This window comes from Pseudomonas sp. GW821-FHT11D10, assembly GCF_058808435.1.
Genome location: NZ_JBXARR010000006.1, coordinates 232,994 through 249,722 on the forward strand (window position 1 = coordinate 232,994; position 16,729 = coordinate 249,722).

At 59.6% G+C, this 16,729-nt stretch carries 11 protein-coding genes; 8 read left to right on the top strand and 3 right to left on the bottom strand.

Going from position 1 to position 16,729, the window contains the following annotated elements:
* The first annotated feature begins 22 nt into the window (after positions 1–22).
* Positions 23–892: an isocitrate lyase/PEP mutase family protein gene (locus AC1RT4_RS19475; protein WP_007956238.1), complete on the top strand. Its 870-nt coding sequence runs from the start codon at positions 23–25 to the stop codon at positions 890–892.
* A 78-nt stretch (positions 893–970) separates the two neighbouring features.
* Here AC1RT4_RS19475 and AC1RT4_RS19480 read toward each other — a convergent pair whose 3' ends face one another.
* The 3 genes from AC1RT4_RS19480 to AC1RT4_RS19490 form a co-directional block, all read right to left on the bottom strand.
* Positions 971–1,273, bottom strand: coding sequence for a hypothetical protein (locus AC1RT4_RS19480; RefSeq protein WP_085748230.1), 303 nt, complete (start codon positions 1,271–1,273; stop codon positions 971–973).
* A 557-nt stretch (positions 1,274–1,830) separates the two neighbouring features.
* Positions 1,831–3,069 (bottom strand): M20/M25/M40 family metallo-hydrolase, encoded by a 1,239-nt coding sequence (locus tag AC1RT4_RS19485; RefSeq protein ID WP_493087155.1) that lies wholly within the window; start codon positions 3,067–3,069, stop codon positions 1,831–1,833.
* A gap of 84 nt (positions 3,070–3,153) precedes the next feature.
* Complete coding sequence (locus tag AC1RT4_RS19490; RefSeq protein WP_493087157.1) at positions 3,154–4,227, bottom strand: diguanylate cyclase; 1,074 nt, start codon at positions 4,225–4,227, stop codon at positions 3,154–3,156.
* Between the two features lie 190 nt (positions 4,228–4,417).
* On the opposite strand from AC1RT4_RS19490, the gene AC1RT4_RS19495 reads away from it, so the two are divergent.
* The 7 genes from AC1RT4_RS19495 to AC1RT4_RS19525 all read left to right on the top strand — a co-directional run bounded on the left by AC1RT4_RS19495 (position 4,418) and on the right by AC1RT4_RS19525 (position 16,720).
* Complete coding sequence (locus AC1RT4_RS19495; RefSeq protein ID WP_493087159.1) at positions 4,418–5,872, top strand: flavin-containing monooxygenase; 1,455 nt, start codon at positions 4,418–4,420, stop codon at positions 5,870–5,872.
* Between the two features lie 16 nt (positions 5,873–5,888).
* Positions 5,889–6,827 carry an alpha/beta fold hydrolase gene (locus AC1RT4_RS19500; protein WP_007956226.1) on the top strand — a complete coding sequence of 313 codons (939 nt, stop codon included), beginning with the start codon at positions 5,889–5,891 and terminating at the stop codon, positions 6,825–6,827.
* Between the two features lie 111 nt (positions 6,828–6,938).
* Positions 6,939–8,324, top strand: a complete 1,386-nt coding sequence (gene hglS / locus AC1RT4_RS19505) for a 2-oxoadipate dioxygenase/decarboxylase HglS (protein ID WP_493087161.1) — start codon at positions 6,939–6,941, stop codon at positions 8,322–8,324.
* A gap of 314 nt (positions 8,325–8,638) precedes the next feature.
* On the top strand, positions 8,639–9,154 hold the full coding sequence (locus AC1RT4_RS19510) for an Hcp family type VI secretion system effector (protein ID WP_003226246.1): 516 nt from the start codon (positions 8,639–8,641) through the stop codon (positions 9,152–9,154).
* A gap of 126 nt (positions 9,155–9,280) precedes the next feature.
* Positions 9,281–11,323 (top strand): type VI secretion system Vgr family protein, encoded by a 2,043-nt coding sequence (locus AC1RT4_RS19515; protein ID WP_493087164.1) that lies wholly within the window; start codon positions 9,281–9,283, stop codon positions 11,321–11,323.
* Positions 11,313–12,050: a DUF4123 domain-containing protein gene (locus tag AC1RT4_RS19520; protein ID WP_493087166.1), complete on the top strand. Its 738-nt coding sequence runs from the start codon at positions 11,313–11,315 to the stop codon at positions 12,048–12,050. Before AC1RT4_RS19515 ends, AC1RT4_RS19520 begins: the two co-directional genes overlap by 11 nt.
* A complete protein-coding gene (locus AC1RT4_RS19525) occupies positions 12,050–16,720 on the top strand; it encodes an RHS repeat-associated core domain-containing protein (RefSeq protein WP_493087168.1) in 4,671 nt (1,556 codons plus the stop codon). Before AC1RT4_RS19520 ends, AC1RT4_RS19525 begins: the two co-directional genes overlap by 1 nt.
* The last annotated feature ends 9 nt before the right edge of the window (positions 16,721–16,729 follow it).

A 16,729-nucleotide genomic window follows, 5' to 3' on the forward strand; every position in this document is an offset into this window, starting at 1 on the left:
CCTTTGTATTGGTGGAACTCGTATGACCAGGCTTTCTCATCAAGATTTGCGCCGTAACTTCCGTCAGCTGCTGGCTTCCGACACCTGCTATCACACCGCCTCGGTGTTCGATCCGATGTCCGCCCGCATCGCCGCTGACCTGGGTTTTGAAGTAGGGATTCTCGGCGGCTCGGTCGCCTCGTTGCAGGTGCTGGGCGCCCCGGACTTTGCGCTGATCACCCTCAGCGAATTCGCTGAACAGGCCACCCGCATCGGCCGCGTCGCCCAATTGCCGGTGATCGCCGACGCCGACCACGGCTACGGCAACGCCCTCAACGTGATGCGCACCATCGTCGAACTGGAACGCGCCGGCGTCGCCGCGCTGACCATCGAAGACACCCTGCTGCCAGCTCAATTCGGCCGCAAATCCACCGACCTGATCACCGTCGCCGAAGGCGTGGGCAAGATCCGCGCGGCACTGGAAGCCCGGGTCGATTCGGAAATGGCAATCATCGCCCGGACCAACGCCGGCATCCTGCCAAACCAGGAAATCATCAGCCGGACCAAGCAATACCAGGCCGCCGGTGCCGACGGTATCTGCATGGTCGGGATCCAGGACTTCGATCAGCTCGAGCAGATCGCCGAACACCTTACCGTCCCGCTGATGCTGGTGACCTACGGCAACCCGGCGCTGCGCGACGACAAACGCCTGGCCGAACTGGGTGTGCGCGTGACCATCGACGGCCACGGTGCCTACTTCGCGGCAATCAAGGCGACTTACGACAGCCTTCGCGAACAGCGCCAGATCTTCACCCAGGCTTCCGACCTGAGCGCCACCGAACTGACCCACACCTACACCCAGCCTGAGGAATACATCCTCTGGGCCAAGGAATACATGAGCGTCAAAGAGTAACCCTGCACCACGCTACAAAGAGGCAGAGCGGCCCGACGCCATCACGAGTCCACTCGCATGGCGCCCGCCGCGAAACCGCTAGACCGCTGTCTTGAAGCCCTCCTCCCGCTGTAATGCCCGCGTCTGAATCACGTTCAGAATGGCGCATCCCTCTCGCATCAGCAGATGCACCGCGCTGGTAATGCGCGTCAGATCACAATCGGAAATGCCCTTGAGGTCGAGACTGGAAAACGTGTCCGCCAGATCGCGCACGACCACAAAACGGTGCATCGCACACGCGGCCATGTCGCTGAGTTCTTTTTGAGTATTGATGAAGAGCACCGGGGATTCGGCGTCGTAGGTGTCGATGGGGAGGTAACGGGGGATTACTTGATCCGACATTGGTGTAACTCCAGGTAAGACAACCACCGTTCGCGGCCAAGCGAATAAAGGTGGCAGCTGTGAGCGGGTTGGCCGACCAGATACCTGAAAGATCCGGCACACCCTAAGGTGTCCCGCGCACAGCCGCCATAACACGTTGCCCAGAAACTGCTCTGAGCGATGGCGCTGTTACGTTTCAGGTTACCGACCGGCCAAGATCGTTCGCGGAGTTTTCCGCGAGCCCAGACTATAGGGGTCGGTACCGAAACGCGGCAACAGGGTACGTTGTAGGAAAGGTCTTGGAAAGTTGTGCGCCGCTCACGCTTTCCTCATTTCCCACAAAAGCCCCCTCACCCTAGCCCTCCCGAAACGTCGGACCGCCCGGAGGGAGAGGGAACCGATTGGGGGAAATTTGAGAGATACGCCGACTTGAACGATTGCCTCTGAATCCGTAATCGACTCGGTGTTTCAGGTCGATGTATAGCGCAAGACACCTCGGTCGGCTCCCTCTCCCTCCGGGAGAGGGCTGGGGTGAGGGAAAAACCTGCCTGACACCCCGCCGAATCAACTACATCCACTCACCGCCCCTTAGCCAACTCCATAATCATCCGCGACAACAGATAAATCCGCGGTGCCACGCTCTCCACCTCCGCGTATTCCTCCGGCGTATGAATGTTGCCGCCGACAATCCCGAACCCGTCCAGCGTCGGCGTCCCCACCCCGGCCGACAGACTGGCATCCGCCGCCCCGCCGCTGCCTTCTTCGGTCAACTTGCGGCCAATCTCACCGTAGATCCCCTGGGCCATCGCCATCAAACGATCCGACTCCGCCGTCTGCGACATCGGCGGCAAGCCGCGTTGCAATGAAGTCTTCACTTCGGTGTCAGGAATCAGCTTGTCCTGTGACACCCGCGCCAGATCCTTTTCGATCCGGTCGAACTCTTCCGGCACTGCCGCTCGTACGTCAGCCTTGGCCGTGGCCTGATCCGGGATCACGTTGGTGCGGTCGCCGGCCTTGAGCACGGTGAAGTTGATCGTGGTTTTCTTGGCTTCGTCGCCGAGTTTGCCCAATTGCAGGATCTGATGCGCCGCTTCCATCGCAGCATTGCGCCCCAGTTCCGGCGCGACGCCGGCGTGGGCGGCCTTGCCCTTGACCTCGACCAGCGCGGTCGCGCTGCCCTTGCGCCACACCACCAGACCATCCGCCGGACGACCCGGTTCGAGGTTGAGAGTGACGTCGTGGAGTTTGGCGGTTTTCTTGATCAGGTCGGTGGCAACGTCCGAGCCGGTTTCTTCGCTGGCATCGAGCAGGAAGGTGATTTGCGCGTAGTCCTTGAAATCGAGGTTCTTCAGAATTTTCAGCGCGTAGATGCCGGCGACGATCCCGCCCTTGTCATCCATCACGCCCGGCCCGTAGGCGCGGCCGTCCTTGATGTGGAACGGTCGCTCGGCGGCGGAGCCTTCCTTGAACACTGTGTCCATGTGCGCCATCAGCAGGATTTTCGCCTTGCCGGTGCCTTTGAGCGTGGCGAGCACGTGGTTGGTTTTTTCCGGGGTGTTGGGCACCAACTCGATAGTGGCGCCGAGCTTTTTCAGCTCTTCGATGGCGATGTCGCTGACTTGCTTGAGCCCTGATTCATAGCCGGAACCGGAGTCGATATTGACCAGGCGTTCGAGCAGTTTCAGGGCTTCGGGTTTGTATTGCTCGGCGTCGGCCAGCACCTGTTTGTGCGGTTCGGCGAAGGCGCCAGCGGTGGCGAAAGAAAGGGTCAGGCCGAGACCGGCGGCCAGCAGGGAACGAGGGAATTTGAACGTCATGAATCAATCCTTGTTTCGTGTCGGGTACTGAACCGTACCTGACATCGCCCCGAGGCTCTATCCCGGATGCGACACCCAATCCGTTCAAACCGAATCGAATACCTCGCGCCGTGGCTTGTCGTCGCTGCAGCAAATCACCCGGTTACGCCCGCCGGCCTTGGCTTCGTACAGCGCCTGATCGGCGTCATCCAGCCAGCGTGTCGCATCACTGTGAGTCGGATCGAGCGCCGCCAGACCGATGCTCAGGCTGACTTTCAGCGCCGGGTTCTGTTCGTACACCAGAAAGGAAAAACGCTCACGCAACGCTTCCATCGCCTGCGCCGCGTTGAACAGCGGCAAGTCCGGCAGGATCACGCAAAATTCGTCGCCGCCGTAGCGCCCCGCCACATCGGCCATGCGCAGGTTCTGTTTGAGCATCTTGCTTAACTGGCGCAGGACGATATCGCCCGCCACATGCCCGTAGGTGTCGTTGATCGCCTTGAAGTGGTCGATGTCGATCAGCGCAATCGCGGCACCGGTCTGCTGACGTTTGCAGCGTTCGAATTCGATTTCCAGTTGATCCTTCCAGGCGCCGTGATTGAGCAGACCGGTGAGGCTGTCGGTGCGACTCAGGGCCAGCAATTCACGTTTATGCAGGCCGAGCGTGTAGGCCTGGCGGAAGCAGATCCAGCCCAGCGCCAGCGGATACAGCATCAACAGCGGCAGACAGGCATAGAGTTGCGCCGGTGTGGTCATCGGGACAAACGCGGGGGCAAATACCACCAGTCCAACGCCGACGCCGAGCAACTGCGCCGCCGCCCCGGCCAACAGAAAACGCACGCCGCCGATGGCGACGTTGTTCATCGCCATCATCGAAATGGTCGTGGCGCTGGGCAAGGGATTGAAGTGCATGGCGGCGACCCAGAAGCCACCGAGGAAAGCGTCGATCAACAGGTTGCGGTGTTCGGCGTGGTACGGAACCTTGGCCCGGCGAGCCCATTGATAGGCGAGGTGCGGCCAGACCAGTCCGTTGAACAGCATCAGCGCCCAGACCCAGGCCGGCGGATCGAGCGGGTACATCGCGACGCTCACGCACAAAAGCCCCAGGACCAGCCCGAGGGTTCGCGATGTATAGAGCCTCCTGGCCAGTGAAAGTCCCTTTCCTCCCGTTCTTCCCATAGGGGCCTCGACCACTCGACGGCACTGCGCAGACCGCAGACCGGATGTGCTGGGAGTCTATCAGGGCGACGTTAAATAGCCATCACCGGCCAGCGGGCCGAATACCCCGTCATTACCGCCACACGGCAGGCAAATGTTTGGCTATACATGAAAGTAGGAAAATGGAAAAAAGACTATAAGAAGGAGGCCCATGCAGACCTATCAAGTGTTGATCATCGGCAGCGGTTTTGGCGGCCAGTGCGCGGCGGTCAATCTGCTCAAGGCCGGTATCGACGACTTTCGCTTGCTGGAACGCCGGGACTTTTTCGGCGGCACCTGGTGCCAGAACACCTACCCCGGCGCAGCGGTGGATGTACCGTCGCCACTGTATTCGCTGTCGTTTGCGCCTTACCGCTGGACCCAGATGTTCGCCGAACAGGCCGAACTGCACCGCTATACCGACCATGTGGTCGAACGCTTCGGCCTGCGTGATCGGGTGGAACTGCAGGCCAACGTCGAACGCGTCGAATGGGACGACACCGAAAAACGCTGGGCCGTACACACCGGCACCAAAGGTATTTTTTATGCGCAGTTCCTGATCAATGCCACCGGGCCACTGAGCCAACCGGTTATCCCACACTTCCCCGGCCAGGATCGCTTTCAGGGCAAGACCTTTCATACAAACAATTGGGATCACAGCTACAACTATCACGGTAAACGGGTAGCGATTGTCGGCAGCGGTGCCAGTGCGGCTCAGGTGATTCCGGCGATTGCGCCGAAGGTCGCCCGATTGCACGTGTTTCAGCGGACCGCGCACTGGGTGCTGCCCCGCGCCGACCGTACGTTCGGTCGGTTCCAGCGCTGGCTGCTGGGTCTGAAACCGGCCTACAAATTGCTGCGCTGGATGATTTACTGGCAGTTCGAAACCCGGGTCATCGCCTTCAAATACTCGAAACCGGCGATTCACATGGTGCAGAGCCAGGCCCTGAAGTTTCTCAAACGACAGGTGACTGACCCCGAGTTGCGGCAAAAACTGACACCGGACTTCACCATCGGCTGCAAACGGGTACTGCTTTCCAGCACCTATTACCCGGCGCTGACCCGGCCCAACGTCACGTTGCACAGCCGCGAACAAGGCATCGCCAGCCTCGATGAAACCGGCATCGTCACCACGGACGGCCAGCACATCGACGTCGATCTGATCGTCTGGTCGACCGGTTACGACGCCACCGACGGCGTGATTTCCTACCCGGTCAGCGGAAAAAACGCCGTGCAACTGCGCGACGTCTGGGCGCAATATCCGCGCGCCTACCTCGGTACCAGCCTGCCGGACTTTCCCAACCTGTTTATCGTCACCGGGCCGAACACCGGCATTGGCCACACCTCGGCGCTGTTCATCATCGAGTCGCAGATGAACTACATCCTCGACTGCATCCGCACCTTGCAGGCCAAAGGTCTGCGCAGCATCGAAGTTCGCCCCGAAGCAGAACGTACCTACACTCAGATGATTCACCGGGAAATGGAGCGCACGGTCTGGAAAACCGGCGGCTGCCACAGTTGGTATCAAAGCAGGAGCGGTCATGTGATCGCGATGTTCCCCGGCTTCAGTTTCAGCTACCACCGGTTGACCCGGGCGCTGAAACCGGCCGACCACATTCTGTCTTGAACAAGGAAGACCCACGATGCTTTTGCTGTTTGTCGCCCTCGCGGTTTTCGTGGCCTGGAGCTGGTTGAGTTACCCGGCGGTCGGCCATTGGCTTTACGATCTGAGCGCGGCCCTGGAGGCCAGGCTGTACCGGTTGCACAAGATTGAAGTGCCGATTGCCGAAATGACCGTATCGACCTGGCAAGGCGGGCCTTATGAAGCGTCGAGCAGCATCTTGATGCTGCACGGCTACAGCGCGGAAAAGAACCTGTGGCTGCGCTTCGCCCGGCATTTTGTCGGGCAGTACCGGGTGATCATCCCGGACCTCGCCGGCCACGGCGAAACCGGCTTCAAGGCCGGCGGTGGCTACGACATCCCGGTGCAGGCCAAGCGCATGATTCAGTTGCTCGATGTCTGCGGCGTCGAGAAAGTCCACGTGATCGGCAACTCCATGGGCGGCTACATCGCTGCGTGGCTGGCGGCGACTTACCCGGATCGCATCGCTTCGGTAGCGCTGATCGACCCGGCCGGCGTCACTGCACCCGAAGCCAGCGACATGGAGCGCCACCTGGCCCGTGGGCACAATCCGTTTCTGATCAACTCCCGGGAAGAATTCCGACGTTTCTATGCCATGACCATGGCCTCGCCACCGTGGGTACCCGGTCTGGTGCTCGACGCGATCGCCCAGCGCTACGAACAATGCCGCGACGAACTGGAAGAGATCTTCCGGGATTTTCGCGCCAGCCCGCCGATGGAGCCGAAACTGCCGGACATCAAGTGCCCGGCGCTGTTGCTCTGGGGCCGCAAGGACCGGCTGATCGACGTCAGCAGCGTGCCGGTCTGGAGCAAAGGCATCAGCAATTTGCGGGTCGATGTCTGGGACGGGGTCGGCCATATGCCGATGGTTGAACAGCCGTCGAACACGGCACGTCTGTATCGGGAGTTTCTGGGGGAGAATTCGCGTCAGGACAGGTAAACGGTCAGTCGTTGGCAGAATGAAGTTCGTAGGATTCTTCGTTTGCCCGCGTCGGCGAAGGCTGCGATCTTTTCCGACATCCTTTACGTGACCGTGCCAGGAATTTTTTTCATGACCGTGCAGCCTTTCGTCAGCCCCGACCTGATCCGCCAACGCTTCTCCAAAGCGATGTCCGACATGTACCGCGAAGAAGTGCCGCTGTACGGCGCGTTGATGGAACTGGTGGAACAGACCAACCGCGACGTGCTGGCACGCGAGCCGCAAATCGCCAGTCAACTGCACAGCACCGGTGAGATCGAACGGCTGGACATGGAGCGTCACGGCGCAATCCGCGTCGGCACCGCCACCGAGCTGGCCACCCTCGCCCGCCTGTTTGCGGTGATGGGCATGCAACCGGTGGGTTATTACGACCTGACCCCTGCCGGGGTGCCGGTACATTCCACGGCATTTCGCGCGGTGCATGAAGATGCGCTGCAGGTCAGCCCGTTCCGGGTGTTCACTTCGTTGCTGCGACTGGAATTGATTGAAGCTCCCGAGCTGCGGGCCTTTGCTGAATTGGTGCTGGATAAGCGTTCGATCTTTACACCTTCGGCGCTAAGGCTGATCGAACAGGCCGAGTCCGCTGGCGGCCTGAATGAATCCGAGGCCGGGGAATTTGTCCTGCAAGCGCTGGAGACTTTTCGCTGGCACCACAGCGCCACCGTCACCGCCGCGCAATACCAGACCCTCAGTGCTCAGCATCGCTTGATCGCCGATGTCGTGGCCTTCAAGGGCCCGCACATCAACCACCTGACCCCGCGCACGCTGGACATCGACATCGTCCAGGCGCAGATGCCGCTGCATGGCATCACGCCCAAAGCGGTGATCGAAGGCCCGCCGCGCCGACAGCACCCGATCCTGTTGCGTCAGACCAGTTTCAAGGCGCTGGACGAGCCGATCGCCTTCACCGACCAGACGCAAAACCGAGGCAGCCACAGCGCACGCTTCGGTGAAATCGAACAACGCGGCGCGGCGCTGACACCCAAGGGCCGCGCGCTTTACGACCGCCTGCTGAACGCGGCGCGCGATGAACTCGGCGATTTCCCCAACGAAGCCAACGCCTCACGCTACAACGCGCTGATGACCCAGCATTTCAGCGAATTCCCTGACAGCCTCGATGGCATGCGCGAGCAGGAACTGGCGTACTTCCGTTATTTCCTGACAGACAAAGGACTGGCAGCGAGTCGTCCCGCTGATGTTTCGCTGCAAGCATTGTTGCGCGACGGCTATGTGAAAGCCGAACCGCTGGTGTACGAAGATTTCCTGCCGGTGAGTGCAGCGGGGATTTTTCAGTCGAACCTGGGGGACGCGGCGCAGACGCACTATGGCGAGCATTCCAACCGACAGGCGTTCGAGTCGGCCCTTGGGCGTTTGACCATTGATGAGTTGGGCCTGTACGCCGAAACCCAGCAACGCTCGATCGAGGAATGCCTCGCTTCAATCACCCGCTCCGCGTGAAAAGCGGCGATTGGCCATACTGCGCAAGAAGTTGCGCACTTGCTCCCTGAAAACGCTCACCGATTCCGCTGGAGGCCATGTGTTTCAAGGCCTCCAGCCAAGTGCGCAAGAAGTTGCGCAGTACTGCGCAACTTCTTGCGCACTTCCAGCCACTTCGCTGTTCAAAAAACGCTCAAACCCGCGAAACAGAGCGGCGAAGTCCCCAGCCCCCGGGCATGTGCCAAAAGCTGGCACGCTCCTTGATAACAGTTAGGCACCCACCGGGCGATTTCGCCTCCCGGGCACCCTAACTTTATCCGCAAGGAGAGCATCCCATGGCAACACCAGCGTACATGTCGGTTACCGGCGAAAAACAAGGCCTGATCACTGCCGGCGCCTTCACCGCCGACTCCGTTGGCAACACCTACCAGGAAGGTCACGAAGACCAGGTCATGGTTCAGGCTTTCAGCCACGACGTGATCATCCCTCGTGACCCGCAATCCGGTCAGCCAACCGGTCAGCGCGTTCACAAGCCAGTGATCATCACCAAGGTCTACGACAAGGCTTCGCCACTGCTGCAAGCTGCTCTGACCTCCGGCGAGCGCATGAGCGAAATCGTTATCCAGTGGTACCGCACTTCGGCTCAAGGTACCCAAGAGCACTACTACACCACCAAACTGGAAGACGCGATCATCGTCGCCATCAACAACAAAATGCACAACTGCCAGGATCCAGGCAACTCGCACTTCACCCACCTGGAAGAAGTGCAGTTCACCTACCGTAAAATCACCTGGACCCACGAAGTATCCGGTACTTCGGGTTCCGATGACTGGCGTGCTCCAGTCGTTTAATTACGGCTGATCGTTTCAAGCATCGGCCAGCTCTGCTGGTCGATGTTGTTTACGCCCTCCAGAATTTCGCGTGCGCCGATCGTTCAGCGGTCGACGAACGCCGCTGTACAGCACGAGGAACAAGGGATGTTCGCGCCGGCCAATGAAACCCACTTTGCCCTGACCATCGAAGGTCTTTCCGCCGATTTCCAGGTGTTTACCCTCACCGGTCGGGAAGCCGTCAGCCAGCCTTTCGTATTCGAGGTGGAGCTGGTCAGTGAGCAGCCGTCGCTGGACCTCGAAACCCTGCTGCACAAACCGGCCTTCCTGCAACTGTCGCCCGACGGCAGTGGCATCCACGGCCTGATCTACCGCGCCGCGCAAGGCGATTCCGGCAAGCGTCTGACGCGCTACTCCGTGACCCTGCGCCCGCAATTGGCGTACCTCGCACACCGGATCAACCAGCGGATCTTCCAGAATCTCAGCGTGCCGAAAATCATCGGCAAGGTCCTCGAAGAACACGGTATCCAGGGCAACGCCTATGAGTTCCAGACCGGTTCGATCTACCCCGATCGCATCTACTGCGTGCAGTACGACGAATCGGACCTGCATTTCATCCAGCGTCTGTGCGAAGAAGAAGGCATTCACTACCACTTCCAGCACACCGCGACGGCGCACAAGCTGGTGTTCGGCGATGACCAGACGGTGTTTAAGAAACTGGCGCCGGTGGCCTATCAGCAGGACTCCGGCATGGTCGCCAGCGACCCGGTGATCAAGCGCTTCGACCTGCGCCTGGAAACCCGCACCAGCCGCACCACCCGCCGCGACTACGACTTCGAAAAACCGCGGATCACCCTCGAAAGCGAAAACCGCGGCGACGCCCTGCCCGACCTCGAGGACTACGACTACCCGGGCCGTTTCGTCGACCGCGAACGCGGCAAACACCTGGCCAAACGCGCCCTCGAACGCCATCGCAGCGACTTCCAGCTCGCCGAAGGCAAGAGTGATCAGCCATTGCTGGTCAGCGGCCATTTCCTCGCGCTGAAAGAACACCCGAAAGCCAAGTGGAACGACCTGTGGCTCCTCACCGAAGTCCTGCACGAAGGCAAACAGCCGCAGGTTCTGGAAGAGTCGGTCACCAGCGACACCACCGCGCTGAAAGACGATTTCCATCAGGGCTACCGCAACCGCTTCCAGGCCACCCCGTGGGACGTGCCGAACCGCCCGCCCCTGCGCCACCCGAAACCGCGCATCCTCGGCAGCCAGAGCGCCGTGGTCACCGGCCCTAAAGGCGAAGAAATCCACTGCGACGAGTACGGCCGCGTCAAAGTCCAGTTCCACTGGGACCGCGATGGCCTCGCCGACGACAAGACCAGCTGCTGGCTGCGCGTCTCCAGCGCCTGGGCCGGCGCCCAGTACGGCGGCATCGCCATCCCGCGCATCGGCATGGAAGTGCTGGTCACCTTCCTCGAAGGCGACCCCGACCAGCCGCTGATTAGCGGCTGCCTGTACCACAAGGAAAACACCGTCCCCTACGCCCTGCCGGCGAACAAGACGCGCACCACCTTCAAGACCCTGAGCTCGATGGGCGGTGGCGGCTTCAACGAACTGCGCATCGAAGACAAGAAAGGCCAGGAACAGATCTTCCTGCACGCCCAGCGCGACTGGGACGAGAACATCGAACACGACCAGAAAATCCGCGTCGGCAACGAACGCCACGACGTCGTGGAAAAGAACAGCTACACGGAATTCAAGGCCGAAGAACACCACACCGTCTACGCAGACCGCAAAGTCGAAACGAGGGCCAACGACCACCTGACCGTGGGCGTGAACCAGCACATCAAGATCGGCACCGGGCAATTCATCGACGCTGGCCAGGAAATTCACCTGAGCAGTGGCATGAAGGTGGTGCTGGAGGCCGGCGCTGAGCTGACGCTGGTCGGCGGTGGCAGCTTCATCAAGATCGATGGCGGCGGCGTGACCATGAGCGGGCCGGCGATCAACATCAACTCCGGCGGTGGGCCGGGCAGCGGCACCGGCGCAGCGCCGTTGATGCCGGGCGTGCTGAAGCAGGCGGATGCCGACAAGGCTGGCGCCGTGCTAACGCCGGCGCAAATCAACACCCTCAAACGTAATGCGCCGTTCTGCGAAGAGTGTGAAAAATGCAAGGCAGGTGCCTGTGCCATCTAATCGACTGACACCCAAGGATTGGCTGGCACAACAGCCGCTGCAGAAAGACGAACGTCTGTATCTGGTCATCAGCGCCGCGAGCGATGCCGACGCGCTAAAGACCTTGTATCAGAGCGAACCGTCCATCCAGGCCATTCCCGTCTGGGGCGGAACGCCCTACTCCACCTGGCAACCGGTGATGCCATACGTCGCCGAACTCAAGGCCAACTCCGCCTTCCTGCCCTGGATCACCGAAACCGACGCCCTCGACTGGGGCTGGCTGGCGGTCTCCCACTCGGAGCCCAACGAAGTCTTCGAACACCTGCGCAGTTTGACCCAGGTGAAGATGCCGGACGGGACCGAAGTGTTTTTCCGGTTTTGGGATGGGCGGCATATCTATCCGATTCTTGAAGGGCTGGGTGAGACCGCCGGGGAAGTGTTGCCGGTGTTTCAGCGGTATCTGATTAATGGACGGAGCCTGGAAGTCGGGCCGCGAGTGGTGCCGAAGGCGAAGGATTGGCCGTGGTGGGAGGTGCCGAAGAAGTTGCTGGATCAGTTGGCGAAAGAGGATCACACGACCCTGATCGGCAACTTGATGCAATGGCTCGAAGAAGCACGCCCGGACCTCTACAGCGCATGGCCCGAGAACAACCTGAAACTGAAAATCACCCGTTTCGTGCGTCGCCCGGATGCTCCGGACAACCTTAAAGAAGCACTGTTAAACCACCTGATTCTGGAGCAAGGCTGATGGATCGCGTTGCCTTTGTTGACAACCAACTGAACACCTTCAAGGACAGTCTGAAGCTGTATCAGGAACAGACCAAAACCTGGTACGCCAACGTCGCCGACAAAGCCAGCCGTGCGGCTGACCTCCCTTCCCTGCTGGGCATGGAGCGAGTGATCAAGGTTGGTGACACCAGCAAATCGGTGAGCATGACCGACGGCGACTTCACTTCGAACGTGGCCCAGTGCCCATTGAAGGGACCGCTGCTGATCGAGAGCAAGTTCGAATCGGTATATGACATTCCTGTAGGCGATATCGAAGTCGAGATCGTCGCGGTGGAAGGTGGTGCAGTCAGCAAGGTCAAACTCGATCAACAAGGCAAAGCCAGCTGGACCGGTGGGATTCCCGGCAAGTTCTACAAAATCCGTGTTCACAACGAAGTGACACCCGCGCAGATCGACGCTCTGTTCAGCTCCTACAGCGGCGTGACAGCGGACCTCGAAGGCTTCCTGCGCAAGGAGTGGGCCGGGTTCAAGCCGCAATGGTCGAACCTGTCGGCTTCAGGCACTGCGATGGCGATTGGCAACGGCATTCTTGAAGGTGGCTGGGAAGCCATCAAAGGCGTGTGGGATGGCATCAGCCTGGTGCTCGACATTCTGCAAGACCCCAAGAAGTTTGCGAATGATCTCGGCGCAGGCGTCCAGGACCTGATCAAAGTCGCCCAAAGCTCGCCAGACATCATGAAAAAAGCCATGTTGCTGGCCAGCGACGAAGCCGCTTTGTTCCTGCTGGTACGCAGTGCCGTGATCTGGCTGGCAGGCTTGCCGCCAATGAAGATGGCCGGCGACGTTGCGAAGATGACCACGGCCATTGTCGTCGGCATCGCGATCGACATCGTGATTGGCGTGGTACTGACGATTGCGGCCGAAGGCACAGGGGTTATCTACCTCGCCGCCCGACTGAAGAAGTACGGTGAGCTTGTCATCAACGCTGTCACCAGCTTCGTGAAATCGTTGTTCAAGATCATCAATGGCTTTATGGAGTACGTCGCGAAATACACTGCCGTTGCGGCGCGTGGGGTGACGGCGAAGGTGAGAAATGGCGTCTCTCAGCTGCGCTTCGACGGGAAAAAGAATGCGAGGCTGGGTAAAGGCGAAGTCGGTGATGACGCTTCAAAACAGGCAAAGACGCCTGCGGAAAAGAGCGCCGAGCCGGCCTCGGAGACATGTACCAACGGATGCCCGGTGTCGATGGTCACCGGCGAAGAACTATTGACGCTGACAGATGGCCAACTTGACGGTTTGCTGCCGTTTGAATGGACACGCCTGTACAGAACCAGCGCCGTGGAAATCGACTGTGGCTTGGGATACGGGTGGAGTCACGCCCTTGCTCACCGCATCGAAATCGTGGGCGATGAAGTCATCTGGACCGACCACGAAAACCGCTCCACACCGTTCCCGCTTCCAAGCGAGCAGCGCCCGGCGATCACCAATAGCCTCTCGCGTGCAGCCATTTTCCTCGGCGATGACCCGTCAGAACTGGTACTAGCCCAAGCCGGCAAACGCCCATCGTTCTACCACTTCCGGTTCAACAGCAAAGGCGCCAGCCTGATCGCCATCAGCGACAGCTATGGCAATCGCCTGCACATCACGCGGGACATCCACGGGCGGATCAAACGCCTCGACAACGGCGCAGGTCGTGCCCTGCTTTTACGCTACGACCGCAAACACATTGTCGCGGTCGACTATCAGCAGTTTCTTCCAGCAGACAATCTTGAGGATGCCTGGAACACTGTCCAGACGCTGGTCACCTACACCTATGACGCGCAACACCGGTTGATCGAAGCAAAGAACGCTGCCGGGGAAGCCGAGCGTTATCGCTACAACGATCAACACGTGATTCTGGAACGGCAACTGGCCGGCGGCGCGAGCTTCTTCTGGGAGTGGGAGAACGAAGGCAAACTGGCTCGTTGTATCCACCACTGGGCAAACTTCTCGCAGATGGACGCGCACTACGCCTGGGATGACAAAGGCAGCGTGACCGTTACCAACGCCGATGGCAGCGAAGAGGTCTACACCCACGACGACCAGGCGCGATTGATCAGCAAGATCGATCCGGATGGAGCCGAGCACCTCAAGGCCTATAACGATAAAGGCCAATTGGTCGCGGAAAAGGATCCTCTCGGTGCCGTGACCGAATACCGGTACGACGACAATGGATTGATGATCGCCGTCATCCCTCCTGAAGATGAGGCCATCACCTACGAATACAGTAACGGATTCGTCAGCGATGTTCATCGCGGCAAAGCCAGCTGGAAGTATCAACGCAACAGACAGGGCGATGTTACCCAGCAGATCGACCCGGACGGAAATTCGACGTTTTACAGCTACGACCGTCAAGGACGTTTGCTGGAGATCCGTCACCCGGATGGCAGCCGTCACCAACTGGGCTGGAACAACCTGGGTCAATTGCTTGAAGAACGCCTGCCCGACGGTGGTCAACGCAAATACCGCTACGACGCGTTGGGGCGGCAGATTACTCGGCAAGAAGAGTCCGGGGCCATTACCCAGTACCAATGGGATACCGCCAACCGCCTTGCACAAATTACCCTGCCGGGCGGTGCAACACGCGCGTTCACCTACAACGCCTACGGCAATGTCACTGCCGAACGCGACGAACTCGGCCGCGTCACCCGTTACGAATACGCCGACAACCTGCACCTTGTCAGCCGTCGTATCAATCCTGACGGCAGCCAGTTGCGCTACCGCTACGACAACTCGCGCCTGCTGCTGACCGAAATCGAAAACGAGCGCGGCGAGCACTACAACCTCGACTACTTCCCGAATGGCCTGATCCAGCAGGAAACCGGCTTCGACGGTCGTCGCACTGCGTACGAATACGACCTCAATGGCCAGTTGCTGAAGAAAACCGAATTCGGCGATGACGGCAGCGAGTTGGTGACTGAATACCAACGCGATGCCGCTGGCAGACTGCTGGTGAAAACTCTTCCCGATGGCGAAGAAATTCACTACAGCTACGACGCCCTCGGCCGCTTGGTCAACGTCGACGACGGACACTGGCCGCTCGCCTACGAATACGACCTGCAAGATCGCCTCGTCACCGAACACCAGGGCTGGGGCACCTTGCGCTATGAGTACGACAGCGTCGGCCAGCTCAAGCACTGTCGCTTGCCCGATGGCAGCAAACTCGACTATCGCCACCAACCCGGCGGCCTGCTCAGCGGCATCGACCTCAATGGCTCGCGCCTGACGTCTCACCAGTTCAGCGGTGGTCGCGAACAGCAGCGCCAGCAGGGCCTGCTGCTCAGCCAGTATCAATATGACGAACAGGGCCGCTTGCAGGCCCACAGCGTCAGCCAACGTGACAAAAACCTGTTCCAGCGCCGCTACAACTACGACGCAAACGGCAACCTCGCCGGCATCGATGACAGTCGCAAGGGCAACCGCAGCTACCACTACGATCCGCTCGATCGCTTGATCAGCGTTCGTGGCGCTACGCCGGAAAGCTTTGCTCATGACCCGGCCGGTAACCTGCTCGGCCAGAACAACGAAGGCACAGCCAACCTCGCCAACGTCAAAGGCAACCGTCTGCTGATGCAGGGCGACCGCCACTACGACTACGACGCCTATGGCAACCTGATCCGCGAACGCCGTGGCACCGGACAGAAACTCGTCACCGAATATCGCTACGACTGCCAGCACCGCTTGATTGGCGCCAGCCTAGCGGGCGGCAGCACTGCATCCTATAAGTACGACGCCTTCGGTCGCCGCATCGAGAAAACTGTCGATGGCCATACCACCGAATTCTTGTGGCAAGGCGAACGCCTGATCGCCGAAAGCGGTGACAATCGTTATCGCACTTATATCTACGAACCCGGCAGCTTCCGCCCGCTTGTAATGCTTGACGGCGAAGGCCCGCGCAAGGCGACCCCGTTCTATTACCAGCTCGATCATCTGGGCACGCCGCAGGAACTCACTGACTACAGTGGCGAGATCATGTGGTCCGCGAAGTACCGCGCCTACGGCAACCTCGCGGCGCTGGACGTCAGCGAAATCGATAACCCGTTGCGCTTCCAGGGTCAGTATTTCGATGCAGAGACGGGCCTACACTACAACCGTCATCGCTACTACAATCCGGGGACTGGGCGTTTTCTGACTCCGGATCCGATCAAGCTTGCTGGTGGGTTGAATAACTACCAGTACGTGCCTAACCCTACGGGGTGGGTGGATCCGTTGGGATTAGCGAGTAAAGAATGCGATGGACCCGAAACGTATGACAACTCGGCTCATAACGCTGCTAAATACGCGGCAATGAAGCGAGACCTAAAAACGACTGAGGCTGCGAACCCTGTGGTTGAAAGCCTACGAACGACGGGACAACTTCCAGGCAACTATGTCACAAAGACTCAAGCAGCGCAGAGTGGATGGAAACCGGGAAAAGCACTAAACAATAGCGTTCCTGGTGGTCAGCTAGGTGGTGATGTTTTCCATAATGATACAAACGTACTCCCTTCAGCCCCTGGTCGAACTTGGTATGAAGCTGATGTAGGCCTTAACAATACAATGTCTCGTAGCAACCAACCAGGAACAAGACTACTTTATTCAGACGATGGACTTCTTTATATAACTAGCGACCACTACGACACCGTTAGCTCTATTGGAACCTGGAAGTGAGTTTTAAAA

Bases quoted from the DNA above. Each gene is read 5' to 3' on its own strand.
- AC1RT4_RS19475 (WP_007956238.1), top strand. From the start codon at position 23: ATGACCAGGCTTTCTCATCAAGATTTGCGCCGTAACTTCCGTCAGCTG.
- AC1RT4_RS19480 (WP_085748230.1), bottom strand. From the start codon at position 1,273: ATGTCGGATCAAGTAATCCCCCGTTACCTCCCCATCGACACCTACGAC.
- AC1RT4_RS19485 (WP_493087155.1), bottom strand. From the start codon at position 3,069: ATGACGTTCAAATTCCCTCGTTCCCTGCTGGCCGCCGGTCTCGGCCTG.
- AC1RT4_RS19490 (WP_493087157.1), bottom strand. From the start codon at position 4,227: ATGGGAAGAACGGGAGGAAAGGGACTTTCACTGGCCAGGAGGCTCTAT.
- AC1RT4_RS19495 (WP_493087159.1), top strand. From the start codon at position 4,418: ATGCAGACCTATCAAGTGTTGATCATCGGCAGCGGTTTTGGCGGCCAG.
- AC1RT4_RS19500 (WP_007956226.1), top strand. From the start codon at position 5,889: ATGCTTTTGCTGTTTGTCGCCCTCGCGGTTTTCGTGGCCTGGAGCTGG.
- hglS (WP_493087161.1), top strand. From the start codon at position 6,939: ATGACCGTGCAGCCTTTCGTCAGCCCCGACCTGATCCGCCAACGCTTC.
- AC1RT4_RS19510 (WP_003226246.1), top strand. From the start codon at position 8,639: ATGGCAACACCAGCGTACATGTCGGTTACCGGCGAAAAACAAGGCCTG.
- AC1RT4_RS19515 (WP_493087164.1), top strand. From the start codon at position 9,281: ATGTTCGCGCCGGCCAATGAAACCCACTTTGCCCTGACCATCGAAGGT.
- AC1RT4_RS19525 (WP_493087168.1), top strand. From the start codon at position 12,050: ATGGATCGCGTTGCCTTTGTTGACAACCAACTGAACACCTTCAAGGAC.